This window comes from Pedobacter sp. BS3 (assembly GCF_008274585.1).
Classification (GTDB): domain Bacteria; phylum Bacteroidota; class Bacteroidia; order Sphingobacteriales; family Sphingobacteriaceae; genus Hufsiella_A.
This window is the reverse complement of record NZ_VTRT01000003.1, coordinates 50,749-64,322: the sequence shown is the minus strand read 5'-3', so window position 1 is coordinate 64,322 and position 13,574 is coordinate 50,749. Positions and strand designations below refer to the sequence as shown.

Below are 13,574 nucleotides of genomic sequence, written 5' to 3'. Positions count from 1 at the left end.
GTTACGGGAGGAGTAACAATGCCGCAATACAACAATTGAGCAATTCAACAATCCACTAACCCACAATACTCCGTATAATTTTTACGGCATGCTCGCGTGAGTTTTCAATAAACCAGATATGCGTTTCCATGCCGCCGCAAACCACACCGGCCAGGTAAATGCCTTCCCGGTTACTTTCCATGGTGTCGGGATTATGTACCGGAAGCCGTTTTTCATCGGCAGATAACGTTAGGCCGAACCGCTCCAGCAGGTTAAAGTCAGGCTGATAGCCGGTCATGGCCAGCACAAAATCGTTAGGAATTGTTATAAGCCCATCAGGCGTTTGGATATCCGCTTCGGTTGGTCGTATGGCAGCGAGGCTTGAATTAAAGTAAGCCTTAATGCTGCCCTCGGCTATGCGGTTCTCGATATCAGGTCTTACCCAATATTTCACCCGTTTGCCAATTTCGTTTCCGCGGATAACCATGGTTACCTGGGCGCCCTTGCGGTAGGTTTCAAGCGCCGCATCGACCGAAGAATTATTGGCGCCCACTACAATAACGTTTTGCATGGCATAAAAATGGGGTTCCTCATAGTAGTGACGCACTTTCGGCAGATCTTCACCCGGAATATGCATCAGGTTAGGAATATCGTAAAAGCCCGTTGCTATGATGATATTCCGGGCCTGGTAAGTTGTTTTTGAGGTTTGTATGCTGAAATTGCCCTTTTCGCCGCTTACCTGTTCCACTTTTTCAAACAGGCGGATATCCAGATCAAATTTCAGGGCAACCCGGCGGTAATATTCCAGCGCTTCGGGACGGGTAGGCTTGGGATTATTGGATACAAACGGCACACCGCCAATTTCCAGGCGTTCGGATGTAGAGAAAAAAGTCATGTTTGCCGGGTATTTGTACAGCGAGTTCGTCAGGCTTCCTTTTTCGATAATAATATAATTCAACCCGGCCTTTTTCGCCTCAATACCGCAGGCCAGACCGATAGGCCCTCCGCCAATAACCAGAACATCGTAGATTGTTGCCATGCAGGCAAAAGTACATAAAGAAAGCGGTTGTTGGTTAGATGACCGGATATTGGTTCAAGTATTAAAGCCTGTGTTAGTGTAGTAGCGCAGGCGCATCTATAATATTTTCACTTTATATTCATCTTATTCTCCCGGATTACAAAAATCTCTTGTCGTCAGCAGGGGACTACAATGCTGAATGCGATCAGTATGATCAGGTATTACATAAAAATTCAAAGCTTTTCATTCGCACAAGCTGGTGATCGGGAATAGGGGCCGGTTTATTTTGATCATAATCAAATGCTACACAAACCGTTTTTCCGGTGGCGCATACCGTATCTTCGTTGCCTCTTTTAACAGTGAGTACATATTCCAGGTCAAAGCTGGTATTGCCTGTCCGCGAGGTTCGTACATACACAAAGACCTCATCGTACAATTTTACCGGGCTTATATAATCAATTTCAGCCCGGGCGACGACAATACCCATTTCTTCCCAGTTCCAGTTGATCACTTCTCTCCAATAATTGCAGCGGGCAATTTCAAAATAAGTAAGACAGGTGGCATTACTTACATGACCTGAAACATCCAGGTCGGCAAACCTTACGGGAATATAAGCTTTAAAATTGAACTGTTTCAGGTTCATAAGTTAGTTTTAAATTAAGACAATTTGTCATTAACATATCGCGAATTAATGTCAAATTGTCTTAATATATCAACAATATTACAGGCTTTTTGTTTATGGTATGGTGCTTGATTATCTCTTTGCAGAACAACGATAAATTAATTTAAGGAGGAAATAAAAATGACACTGGTAAAATTTGCTAATCCTAAAAGTTCAACACCCGCTACCTGGTTTAATGATGTATTTGATTCGTTTTTTAACGATTCATTTGTTTCAGACCGTTTAACCAGTCGTGTTCCGGCCGTTAATATTGCCGAAACCGAGAACGAGTATCATATTGAACTGGCAGCTCCGGGTTTAAAAAAGGATGATTTTAAGATCAACCTTGACAAAGACGTATTGAGTATATCTGTAGAAAGCAAGAACGAGACTACCGATGAAAACAAAAAATATTCACGCAGGGAATACAGCTACACCTCGTTTGTACGCTCATTCACCTTGCCCGAAAGCGCAGATCATGCTAAAATCGATGCAGAATATACCGATGGTGTATTGAAAATCAATGTCGCTAAGAAGGAAGAAGCCAAATATCAACCGAGAGAGATTGCGGTGAAGTAAGATTTGTTGATTGTTTGATGTTTGGTTTAGGGTGCCCGCCAATGCGGGCGCTTTTTTATTTTTATAGCATAGAACTACTATTTTACAGTACAGTTTGCCGGTAGTTTTACAGCATATATCACTATTAGCAAATTAAATGAAACGTACTATTGCCGGTTACTGTTACGCTGCAGATGCTCACTTGTTGGCCCTATCTTTTTTTGAAGGTTTTGCTGATGACGGCCTGCCATAAGGGCGCCAATACCTAACAGGAACAGCACAAGCGCAATAAACTTTCCCAATCGTTCTGCAACGGTTACAATTACCGATTCACTATACCTGTTAAAGTGCTGTAATCCGCCCGGCCCTCTCCGGTAAAACCTTCTCCGGTTAATTGAATAGTTAATAACTATCGCCACTGCAATCATGATGATCCCGGTAATGTAGTAAAAATTCATACGCACCTCCCTTATTAAAAAACACGCTCTCCCTGATGCAATGTATTAAAAGTTAAACAGTATTACCAGAATAAGCCTGAAAAATCTCCATTAGTTAATACCAAAGTCGCAAAAACAGAATCGGCGTAAGATGACCTTGTCTTCGTAAACGCTTATCAGGCCTGGAAATCACGAAACCTTTTCGGTCAGCAGCTTTTCGGCAGCAATATGGCTTAGCATTGCCGATGCCCGGTTACCGTAGCTTACAGTGAACGTATTATCAAAGGGTTCAACCGACTGGATATGGATAATGGTGCCCAACAACAGCTCGCGGCTGTTCAGAAATTTTAAAAATTCATCCGACGAATGTGTAACGGCACGAAAGCGTACAGTGTCACCGGCTTTACATTCGCTCAGTTTAATATATTCCGGCCAGGCCATTTTTCCGCTTTGATCGGGGATGGGTGAGCCATGCGGGTCGATCTTTGGAAACCCTAACAGTTCATCCATCTTTGCAAAAAACTCCGGCGATTGAATATGTTCTACCTGCTCGGCAATATTATGTACTTCATCCCATCCAAAGCCCATTTTTTCTACCAGGAACATCTCCGTTAAACGATGTTTCCTGATGATCAAGGCAGCTTCCTTCTTACCTTTTTCAGATAGTCGCACCGGTTTATAGCTTTCGTAATGGATCAGCCCTTTTTCGGCCAGCTTTTTCATCATGCTGTTTACCGTCGGCATTTTCAGATCCAGCTCCCTGCTCAGTTCATTTACATTGACCTCACCTTTGTGATTGCCTAAGTTAAAAAGCGCTTTCAGGTAATTTTCCTCTGTTTGCGAATACATGCTTCAGTATCTAACGGATTTAAAGGTAGAAAATAATTCGCCAATATAATTATTAGATTATTCTAACTTTTATATTTTTGTATTCTAATATTGTATTTAGAAGTATGAAAATATATTCATTAATCTTGTTGTTAATGCTATACCGCTCGGCAGTTCAGGCTCAAACTGCACAGATAAGTGGTACTGTTTCAGATGCTGATGGCAAAAAGCTGGAAGGGGCAACTGTTGCTATTCCTGAATTAAATCTCGCAACAGCAACCGACAGCACCGGCGTTTACCAATTGAAAAAAATCCCTTACGGGAGTTGGTTGCTACAGGTGCGTTATACAGGTTATAAAACCTATCAGCAAGAGATCATGATAAAAAAACAAACTACACGCATACCGGATACCTCGCTGAAGATGCAGGATCTATCGGCGCTTAACGAAGTGGTAATTACAGGCACTATGCGTGAGGTAAGCCGCCTGGAAAGCCCTGTACCTGTAGAAGTATATACACCCGCTTTCTTTAAGAAAAATCCTACACCCAGCTTATTTGACGCTGTATGTATGATCAATGGCGTAAAACCACAGTTAAACTGTAACGTATGCAATACCGGCGACATCCACATTAACGGTATGGAAGGGCCGTATACTATGATTTTAATTGATGGTATGCCTATTGTAAGCGCCCTCTCTACGGTTTATGGTCTTAGCGGTATTCCTAATAGCATGGTTGAGCGGCTGGAAGTAGTAAAAGGACCTGCTTCATCATTATATGGCTCTGAAGCCATGGGCGGTATTATTAACGTTATTACAAAAAATCCACTTAAAGCACCGGCACTAAGTGCCGATGTATTTGGTACCTCGTGGGGAGAGCTGAGCGCCGATGCCGGCATGAAACTCAAAATGGGTAAAGCAACGGCATTGCTGGGGCTGAACTATTATAATTTTGAAAACAGGGTGGATAATAACCATGATAATTTTACGGATATGACCCTGCAAAACCGTATTTCGCTGTTTAATAAATGGGATTTCGGGCCTAAGAACAATCGGGCAGGCAGCCTGGCGGCCCGGTATGTATATGAAGATCGCTGGGGTGGAGAAATGAACTGGAATAAATCATTCCGGGGAAGTGATGAGGTGTACGGTGAGAGCATTTATACCAAACGTGCCGAAATAATTGGATTATATCAGTTGCCCGTAAAAGAAAAAATCTATGTTCAGTTCTCGTACAACTGGCATAACCAGAATTCCTGGTATGGCAATACGCCTTATATGGCTACGCAGCAAGTGGCATTTTTGCAAACATACTGGAACCGTAAGCTTGGTACTGAACATAATTTTTTGTTAGGCGCTGCTGTGCGGTATACCGTTTATGACGATAATACACCGGCAACGGCTTCTGCCGATGGCACTAAAAATAAACCATCTGTAACACCGCTTCCAGGAGCGTTTATACAGGACGAATGGGCTATCGATACTAAAAACACCTTATTGCTGGGTTACAGGTATGATTATGATCAATATCATGGCAGCGTACATTCGCCAAGACTGGCTTATAAATTATCACCTAATAAAAATAATACTATCCGGACGAGTTTTGGAACGGGTTTCAGGGTAGTTAACCTGTTTACCGAAGATCATGCTGCACTGACCGGAGCAAGGCAGGTTGTTATAGCAGAAAAGCTAAACCCGGAACGTTCATACAACAGCAACCTGAACTACGTTCTTCGCATACCTGCCGATAAATTTTTCCTCAGTTTTGATGTTACCGGGTTCTATTCCTATTTCACCAACAGAATTACCGGCGATTTTGATACAGACCCTGATAAAATCATTTACAGTAACCTGGCAGGTCATGCCATATCAAAAGGTATCTCGCTCAATTCTGATCTAACCTTTAATTTCCCTTTAAAAATACTCGCAGGCATTACGTGGATGGATGTTTTCCAGGTAGAGCATCATATAAAGAAGCAACAGATACATGCACCTGAATGGTCGGGAACATTCACCATCAGCTATACGTTGCCTAAGAATTTTACATTAGATTTAACCGGGCAGTGGGATGGGCCTATGCGTTTACCAATTCAACCTAATGATTACCGTCCGGAATATTCGCCCTGGTTTTGTATGGCCAATTTACAGATAACTAAAAAATTCAATAAAGGCTTTACGATTTATGGCGGAGTGAAGAATCTGCTGAACTTCGTTCCAAAATATCCGCTCATGCGTCCTTTTGACCCGTTTGATAAAACAGCAAATAATGCAGTAAGCAACCCGAACGGTTATACGTTTGATACCGAATATAATTATGCGTCGTTACAGGGTATCCGGAGTTTTTTGGGCATACGGTACGATCTGTTTTAAGTTAGGAGATGTGAGTTTACATTGAATTTATCGATATAATTCACCTGTTTATCGGTACTCATGATGCCTCTCGGTTCGAAGTCCGGATTTTTATACTAACCAAATAGTATAAGATCATGATTACCACCACAAAACAGTTGACAGCCCTTTTCAGGAACATGTTCCTGATGGGCTTACTATTTTTTTCCGTTTGGATGCTGGGAGGATGTTCCAAAAGCAAAAATACAGTTAGCGATGATGAAAGCTCATCGGGCGGAACAACTACCATTGAAAGCACTACCGTTACATCGGGTACCGTGGAAGGTTCAACAGAAACCGGCGCTAATGATGAAGACAATATCGAGAATTCTACGTTTTCAAGCATCGTCAGCATTGCCTTTGGCACCACATTAAACATTAGCAATCCATTATCCGGAAGCGGTGTAACCATTACGCAAAGCGGGGGAGATGTGGTTATCAATGCAACCGTTGCAGGGGTGGAGTACCAGTTATCCGGTACTACCACAAACGGCTCGGTAAAGATATACAGCGATAAAAAGTTCAAACTCACCCTGAACGGCGTGTCAATTACCAACAACGATGGCCCTGCCATTAATATACAATCATCCAAACGGGCCTTTATTGTTTTAGCTGATGGCACTACAAATTCGCTGACAGATGGCTCTGCATACGCTACTTCAACGGAAGATATGAAAGGTACTATATTTAGCGAAGGACAATTGATTTTTACAGGAAATGGTAGCTTAACCGTAAAAGGAAACTATAAACATGCTATAGTCAGCGATGATTATATTCGTATTGTTAGTGGGAACATCACCGTTTCCGGAGCTGTTACCGATGGCATTCATACCAACGATGCCTTTATTGCCGATGGCGGTACACTGAAAATAACAGCAAGCAGCGATGGTATTGAAACGGAAGAAGGATATATCATTATTAATAATGGCACGTTTACCCTTAACACCGGGGATGATGGTATAGCGGCTTCTTACGATGAAACGGATACAACCATTACGCCATATATAACTATTAACGGAGGCACAATCACCGTTAATTCAACTGCCGGCGAGGGTATCGAAAGTAAAAGTATACTCACTATTAATGCGGGTAATATTACAACAAAAACAACTGATGACGGCCTGAACGCGGGTACTGCCATTTACATTAACGGTGGTAATATCTATGCTTACAGTACTGGTAATGATGCTATTGATTCTAACGGAACGCTGACTGTTACCGGCGGTATTATTGTTGCTGTAGGAGCCAGAGCGCCCGAAGCCAGCTTTGATTGCGATGCCCGTACATTCAAAATTACCGGCGGTACATTAGTGGGAATTGCCGGGGCTACCAGCGGGCCCAGTTCATCGGTTTCAACCATTCATTCTGTGGTAATGGGCAGCGGAACTGCCGGTAAAATTGTTCATATTGAAGCGGCTGACGGAACAGAGGCATTAACTTTTCTGGCGCCCGTTTCATACAGTACGTTACTATTTGCCAGCGCTAAGTTGAAAGGCAGCACTACCTATAATGTGTATACCGGTGGGAGTGTAGCCAATGGCACTGACTTTTCCGGACTCTATTCGGCCGGGACTTACACAAAAGGAACGAAATCGGCTACGTTTACCACATCGGGTATGGTAACCCAGATAGGGGGAAGCATAAGCAGGGGATAAACTGAAGAAGCTGCTCAACATTTTATCAGGTTGAATGTTATGAGCAGCTTCCTTAACAAAAACTTTAGTGCTTCTCTGTGCTGATGGAATAAAATGTTCCGCCTACAAACACCAGAATAATGCCGATAAATAATGGCCATTCTGTAGTTAATTCGCCTTTCGGATTAGCAGTCATGGGTAATGAATCAACCACATTATTCTGACTTCTGAAATAGAAAAGGCAAATAGCGATAGCAATTACCCCTAACACCATGAGAATTATACTTGTTTTTTTCATCTGAAAATTATTTAGTTGTTTTTAGTTAATCCTGACCGAATAACCGCCGGTAAAGTTATCAATTATTTTTAATCCGGTTTTGTTCACGAGCTATATCCCAGTATTTTTAACACCTGCTTACTGTTCTGTTCTTCGCCGAAAACTTCAAAATTGAACGTTTCATCGCGATTGCGCCGTATAATAACATGCTTTGGAGAGGGCAGGAGGCAGTGATGAATACCTCCATAGCCGCTCAATACTTCCTGGTAAGCGCCTGTATGGAAAAATCCCAGGTATTGCACCTTACGGGTTTTAGGCATAAATACGCTGTTCATGTGCGCTTCCTGGTTATAGTAATCCTGTCCGTCGCAGGTAATGCCACCCAGGTTTACCCGCTCATATTCGGCATCCCAGTTATTAACCGGCAGCAAAATATATTTTTGGTTCAGCGCCCACACATCAGGTAAATTGGTAATAAACGAGCCATCGAGCATTAACCAGCGCTCACGGTCATTCTGCTGTTTACGACCAAGCACCTTATATAAAATACCCGATGCTTCGGCCACTGTATATTTCCCGAACTCGGTAATGATATCGGGCTCAACCACATCATGCTCCGAACAAATTTCCTTGATACGCTTAACGATCTCATTTACCATGTATTCGTAATCGAAATCAAATACCAGCGAATCTTTAAATGGCATACCGCCGCCAATATCCAGCGTATCCAGCTCAGGGTTGATTTTCTTGAATTTGCAATACAACGTAACGTATTTCTCCAGCTCGTTCCAGTAATACGGCGTGTCCGAAATGCCGGAATTAATAAAGAAATGCAGCAGCTTAACCTTAAAATTGGGGTTAGATGCTATTTTACTGTTGTAAAAATCAATCACATCTTCCATACGTATACCTAAACGGGAAGTATAGAATTGTGAATCGGGCTGTTCTTCGGCTGCTATACGGATCCCCAGGTTACAGGCAATATCCAGCTCATCATCGTACAGGTTAAACTCTTCCTTATTATCCAGCACCGGAATAATGTTAGAAAAGCCGTCGTGCAGCATATCAATAATATACTGTTTATACTGGTAGGTTTTAAAGCCGTTGCAGATTACCGTGATGTCCTTATTTACAATTCCTTTTTTCTCCAGGTTGTCAATAACCGGCATGTCGAATGCAGATGAAGTTTCCAGGTGAATATTGTTCTTCAGTGCTTCCTCAACCACATGCCTGAAGTGCGAGCTTTTAGTACAATAACAGTATTTATAACTACCTCTGTAATTGTTATTTACAATAGCCCTTTTAAACAACAGCTTTGCCTGCTGTATTTTCTTTGAGATGATGGGAAGATATGTAAAACGTAAAGGCGTGCCATACGTCTCGATCATCTCCATGAGGTTAAGGTCGTGAAAATAAAGCTCGTCGTCGATGATCTCAAAACCTTCCTGTGGAAAGCCTACGCTTAAATCTAAAAACTCCTGGTAGCTCTGCATTTTTTAATTAAAAAAATTTTGGCAAAAATGTGATTTTTTAGTGAATTTTTTAATGTTAATGGATGTAATATTATATGTAATTAAATTATCCGGAATAAGTTTGTGAATTATGGAAAAAGCATAGATGAATTATAATTCTATATTTTGTCCTATAATTAATATTATGTTAAGTAATAAAATAACAGATATTAATAACGCTCCCTATTTCCTGGCCCTGCTGCAAAATTTCCCTAAGAAGAAGATCGCTTATACGCTCAATGGTGAGAATTGTGTAATTCTAAAATCACAGCCGTATCACAACCTGATTGTAAAAGTTATTGATCATTATGTTTCCGTAAATCTGGTATCATCATTTGTGTATTTGAAATTTCCACATTTTAATGACGTTAACCAATTCTACTATAAACTGGAAAGCCATGGGCCGGACAGATCGTGTAAAAATGGGCAATGATTTAGAAAGCGCTTTAACAGATAGATTTTAACACTGTTCTCTCCCTAACAATGTACGTTCAATTCTTGGGTCAGGAAAAAACCAGATAACCGCAACAACAAAATACAATATTAAGCTTATGGTGGTTGACACAAATGCCATCGCGATAGCTACGGCATAAATCAGTATGGATAATTTTCCTTTACGGTCGTTTCCAAATGCTTTGGCAAGTTTAGAACCCTTGCCTTCCTGTTTCATCAGAACTGTAGCCAGAATAGTATATGCAATAGCATTCATAATCAATGCGACGCCATACATTACTACCGGCCATTGCGTAAAATGATTCTCACCCATCCAGGCGGTTACAAACGGAATTAATGATAACCAGAATAGTAAATGCAGGTTTGCCCACAATGCGGTTCCATTTATTTTTTCAACCGCAAACAGCATGTGATGATGATTATTCCAGTAAATGCCTACGTAAAGAAAGCTGAGAACATAGCTCATTAAAACCGGAATTAATGGCTTAAGCTCTGCGATGTTATCGCTATGCGGAACCTTCAGCTCTAAAACCATAATGGTGATGATAATGGCAATAACGCCATCACTAAAGGCCTCTAAACGATTTTTGTGCATCTTTTAGCTGTTTTACAGCTACTAATTTATATTTTTTCAAATAGAAAAGCTCCTACCCTTCAAAAAAACGGAGCACTTACTGCTCCGTTTACCATTTTTAATCACTTGCTGATGCCGGCGTACCGCCCACATTATCCGAATGCGTTATCTGGTCTTTTGCCGGCTGGTTGCCCGGGTAACTTTCCAGGTCTCCGGTGGTTGGACTTTCACCGGAACTGTGTATAACAGGATGTCCGGCATCACGCGGACTGTGCCACTCCTCATTCTCTGCAATGCCATATTCATTCGTTTTTACAGCATGATCATTGCGAGGTTTGCGATATTCTGCATCGGTTTCGGTTCCTGCTGTTCCAAAATTATTATCCTCAGTAAGCAGGTCTTCTTTTTTGTTTTCTTTGTCAGGTATCATGGCGTTTAAATATTAGGTTGGTATATAAATGACAACCGGTCTGGCATTAAAGTTTTATATTTTTTGCAAAAACCGACATGATAAACCACTTGTTCATAAACATAAACCCTTCATTAATTATGAGTATACAGTCTGTAAATCCCGTAAACGGAAAGGTGCTGAAAAGCTTTAAACCGATAAATCCCGAGACGGTTAGCCGGAAAATTGAGCAAACACACCAGGCCTGGCTTGGTTGGAAAAACACCTCCTTTGCAGAACGTGCTGCTTTAATGCGGAACATGGCCGCAGTATTGCATAAACGTAAAGATGAGCTTGCACACCTGATGGCCTTAGAAATGGGAAAACCACTTAAGCAAGGTATTTCCGAAATAGAGAAATGTGCCCTGGTATGCGATTATTATGCTAAAAATGCCGAGGCCTTTCTTGCCGATGAACCGGTTAAAACCGATGCCGGTAAAAGCTATATCCAGTTTCAGCCGTTGGGCGTAGTACTGGCTGTTATGCCCTGGAATTTCCCCTTTTGGCAGGTTTTTCGTTTCCTGGCCCCTGCCCTGATGGCCGGCAATTGCGGGGTATTGAAACACGCCTCAAATGTACCGCAATGCGCACTGGCTATTGAACAAATTATTCAGGAAGCCCGGTTCCCGAAACACGTTTTCCAAATCCTGCTTATTGGCGGCGAAGGTGTTAACCAGGTTATTGAACATCCCTTAGTCAAAGCGGTAACCCTTACAGGAAGCACGCAGGCCGGCATGGCCGTTGCACAACATGCCGCATCGCTGCTTAAAAAAACGGTACTTGAGCTTGGCGGAAGCGATCCATATATCATATTGGAAGATGCCGACCTGGAGCAGGCAGCCACTATCTGCGCCGAAAGCCGCTTAATTAACAGCGGACAAAGCTGCATAGCCGCCAAACGCTTTATCGTGGTAAAAGCGGTCGAAAAGCAATTTACAGCCCTGTTTAAAGAGAAATTATCAGCTAATACCGTGGGCGATCCCTTAGATACGGTCAATACTGTCGGCCCGCTGGCACGAATGGATCTTCGCGACGATCTACACGAACAGGTGCAAAAATCCATAAAAGCCGGCGCTAAATGCATGCTGGGTGGCGAAATACCAAAACTCAAAAGCAAGCACGCCTTCTACCCTCCCACCTTACTGGTTAATGTCAAACCTGGCATGCCGGCCTACAATGAAGAACTGTTCGGGCCGGTTGCTTCCGTAATTACGGCTAAAAACGAAAAGGACGCTATCGCGATAGCAAACGACACTTCTTTTGGCTTAGGAGCTGCCGTATTTACTTCCGACAAACAACGTGGCGAAGAAATCGCACATCAGCTAAATGCCGGAAGCTGCTTTGTCAACTCATTGGTTAAGTCAGATCCACGGCTGCCATTTGGTGGAATTAACCAATCCGGATACGGTCGTGAATTGGGAATATATGGCATAAAGGAGTTTGTGAATATCAAAACCATTTATATAAAATAAAAAATTAGATAAACATCTTAAATATCTGATTATTAATATCAATTAACTTAAAGTAAATATCAAATTCAACCCTCACTCCTCTCCAAATCTGCGAATTTTACCGCTGGCTGACCACTATCAAAGCCGGATAAAAGCATATTCCGTATCTTTGCGGCATTATGAGTAAGCACGGCCGAATATTGGTAGCCATGAGTGGCGGGGTTGACAGTTCTGTAGCAGCGGTAATGCTGCATGAGCAGGGCTACGAGGTTATCGGCCTTACCATGAAAACCTGGGATTATGCTTCGGCGGGAGGTTCGTCTAAAGAAACCGGGTGTTGCAGCCTGGACAGCATTAATGATGCCCGTGCACTGGCCGTCGCCTATGGGTTTCCGCACTATATCCTGGATATACGCAATGAATTTGGCGATTTTGTCATCGATAACTTTGTTGATGAGTACCTGGCCGGCCGCACGCCTAACCCCTGCGTATTGTGCAACACGCACATTAAATGGGAAGCGCTTTTAAAGCGTGCCGATAAGCTGGACTGCGAATTTATAGCCACCGGGCATTACGCCAACATCCGTTTACAGCCCGAAAACAACCGTTATGTGATATCCAAAGGTCGCGATGAGCATAAAGACCAGTCGTATGTGCTTTGGGGTGTGTCTCAGCAAAACCTTGCCCGCACCAAATTTCCCTTAGGCAGCTTCACCAAGGCTGAAATCAGGCAAATGGCTTTAGAAATGGGCCAGGTAGAGCTTGCGCATAAAAGCGAAAGCTACGAGATCTGTTTTGTGCCCGATAACGATTACCGGGCTTTTCTGCGCCATAAAGTAGACGACCTGGATGCCCGTGTTGCCGGTGGCGATTTTGTGCTAACAGACGGCACAGTTGTCGGAAAACACCAGGGTTACCCTTTTTATACTATTGGCCAGCGTAAAGGCTTGGGAATAGCGCTTGGTCAACCCATGTTTGTAACGCATATAGACCCTGCCACCAACCGGGTTACTTTGGGAACACAGGATGAGCTGAAACGCTCTGTAGCCTTTGTTAAAAACCTCAACCTTGTTAAATACGAACATATCATCCAACCTCTTGAAGCCGTAACCAAAATACGGTATAAAGATGCCGGTACAACCAGCACCATTGTGCAGGATGGCGAGCTGATGAAAATTGATTTTCATCACGCGGTTTCAGGCATAGCTCCCGGGCAATCCGCCGTATTTTACGAAGGGAATGATCTGCTTGGAGGTGGATTTTTAATTTAAGTATACCTGTTCAAATTCCTTTATATCAATAAAATAAGATTTTGAAAAGCACTTGCGGCAGCATTTTTGTGCTGATAGTCCCGCCAT

General features: G+C 42.6%; 14 protein-coding genes. 6 read left to right on the top strand and 8 right to left on the bottom strand.

Annotation, left to right across the window (positions count from 1 at the left end):
- Positions 1-55: 55 nt before the first annotated feature.
- Positions 56-1,018: a YpdA family putative bacillithiol disulfide reductase gene (locus FW774_RS08985; RefSeq protein ID WP_149347853.1), complete on the bottom strand. Its 963-nt coding sequence runs from the start codon at positions 1,016-1,018 to the stop codon at positions 56-58.
- A gap of 193 nt (positions 1,019-1,211) precedes the next feature.
- A complete protein-coding gene (locus FW774_RS08980) occupies positions 1,212-1,640 on the bottom strand; it encodes an acyl-CoA thioesterase (protein ID WP_149347852.1) in 429 nt (142 codons plus the stop codon).
- Positions 1,641-1,799: 159 nt separating this feature from the next.
- On the opposite strand from FW774_RS08980, the gene FW774_RS08975 reads away from it, so the two are divergent.
- Entirely contained in the window at positions 1,800-2,237 is a 438-nt protein-coding gene (locus FW774_RS08975; protein ID WP_149347851.1) for an Hsp20/alpha crystallin family protein, read from the top strand.
- 146 nt (positions 2,238-2,383) lie between these two features.
- Here FW774_RS08975 and FW774_RS08970 read toward each other — a convergent pair whose 3' ends face one another.
- Entirely contained in the window at positions 2,384-2,674 is a 291-nt protein-coding gene (locus tag FW774_RS08970) for a molybdenum ABC transporter permease (RefSeq protein ID WP_149347850.1), read from the bottom strand.
- A gap of 168 nt (positions 2,675-2,842) precedes the next feature.
- Complete coding sequence (locus FW774_RS08965; protein ID WP_149347849.1) at positions 2,843-3,502, bottom strand: metal-dependent transcriptional regulator; 660 nt, start codon at positions 3,500-3,502, stop codon at positions 2,843-2,845.
- Positions 3,503-3,606: 104 nt separating this feature from the next.
- On the opposite strand from FW774_RS08965, the gene FW774_RS08960 reads away from it, so the two are divergent.
- Positions 3,607-5,850, top strand: a complete 2,244-nt coding sequence (locus tag FW774_RS08960; protein ID WP_149347848.1) for a TonB-dependent receptor — start codon at positions 3,607-3,609, stop codon at positions 5,848-5,850.
- Positions 5,851-5,966: 116 nt separating this feature from the next.
- Positions 5,967-7,523: a carbohydrate-binding domain-containing protein gene (locus FW774_RS08955; RefSeq protein ID WP_197739830.1), complete on the top strand. Its 1,557-nt coding sequence runs from the start codon at positions 5,967-5,969 to the stop codon at positions 7,521-7,523.
- A gap of 64 nt (positions 7,524-7,587) precedes the next feature.
- On the opposite strand, the gene FW774_RS08950 is transcribed toward FW774_RS08955, so the two are convergent.
- Positions 7,588-7,800 carry a hypothetical protein gene (locus FW774_RS08950; protein ID WP_149347847.1) on the bottom strand — a complete coding sequence of 71 codons (213 nt, stop codon included), beginning with the start codon at positions 7,798-7,800 and terminating at the stop codon, positions 7,588-7,590.
- A gap of 83 nt (positions 7,801-7,883) precedes the next feature.
- A complete protein-coding gene (locus tag FW774_RS08945; protein WP_149347846.1) occupies positions 7,884-9,272 on the bottom strand; it encodes an arginine decarboxylase in 1,389 nt (462 codons plus the stop codon).
- A 163-nt stretch (positions 9,273-9,435) separates the two neighbouring features.
- On the opposite strand from FW774_RS08945, the gene FW774_RS08940 reads away from it, so the two are divergent.
- The gene (locus tag FW774_RS08940) at positions 9,436-9,723 is read left to right on the top strand and encodes a hypothetical protein (RefSeq protein WP_149347845.1); all 288 of its coding nucleotides are present in this window, start codon (positions 9,436-9,438) and stop codon (positions 9,721-9,723) included.
- A 27-nt stretch (positions 9,724-9,750) separates the two neighbouring features.
- On the opposite strand, the gene FW774_RS08935 is transcribed toward FW774_RS08940, so the two are convergent.
- Positions 9,751-10,338: a TMEM175 family protein gene (locus FW774_RS08935; RefSeq protein ID WP_149347844.1), complete on the bottom strand. Its 588-nt coding sequence runs from the start codon at positions 10,336-10,338 to the stop codon at positions 9,751-9,753.
- A gap of 97 nt (positions 10,339-10,435) precedes the next feature.
- A complete protein-coding gene (locus tag FW774_RS08930) occupies positions 10,436-10,747 on the bottom strand; it encodes a hypothetical protein (RefSeq protein ID WP_149347843.1) in 312 nt (103 codons plus the stop codon).
- 119 nt (positions 10,748-10,866) lie between these two features.
- Here FW774_RS08930 and FW774_RS08925 point away from each other — a divergent pair, with 119 nt between their 5' ends.
- Together FW774_RS08925 and mnmA are read left to right on the top strand one after the other, a co-directional pair.
- Positions 10,867-12,237: an NAD-dependent succinate-semialdehyde dehydrogenase gene (locus FW774_RS08925; protein WP_149347842.1), complete on the top strand. Its 1,371-nt coding sequence runs from the start codon at positions 10,867-10,869 to the stop codon at positions 12,235-12,237.
- 158 nt (positions 12,238-12,395) lie between these two features.
- A complete protein-coding gene (gene mnmA / locus FW774_RS08920) occupies positions 12,396-13,487 on the top strand; it encodes a tRNA 2-thiouridine(34) synthase MnmA (RefSeq protein WP_149347841.1) in 1,092 nt (363 codons plus the stop codon).
- Positions 13,488-13,574 lie beyond the last annotated feature (87 nt).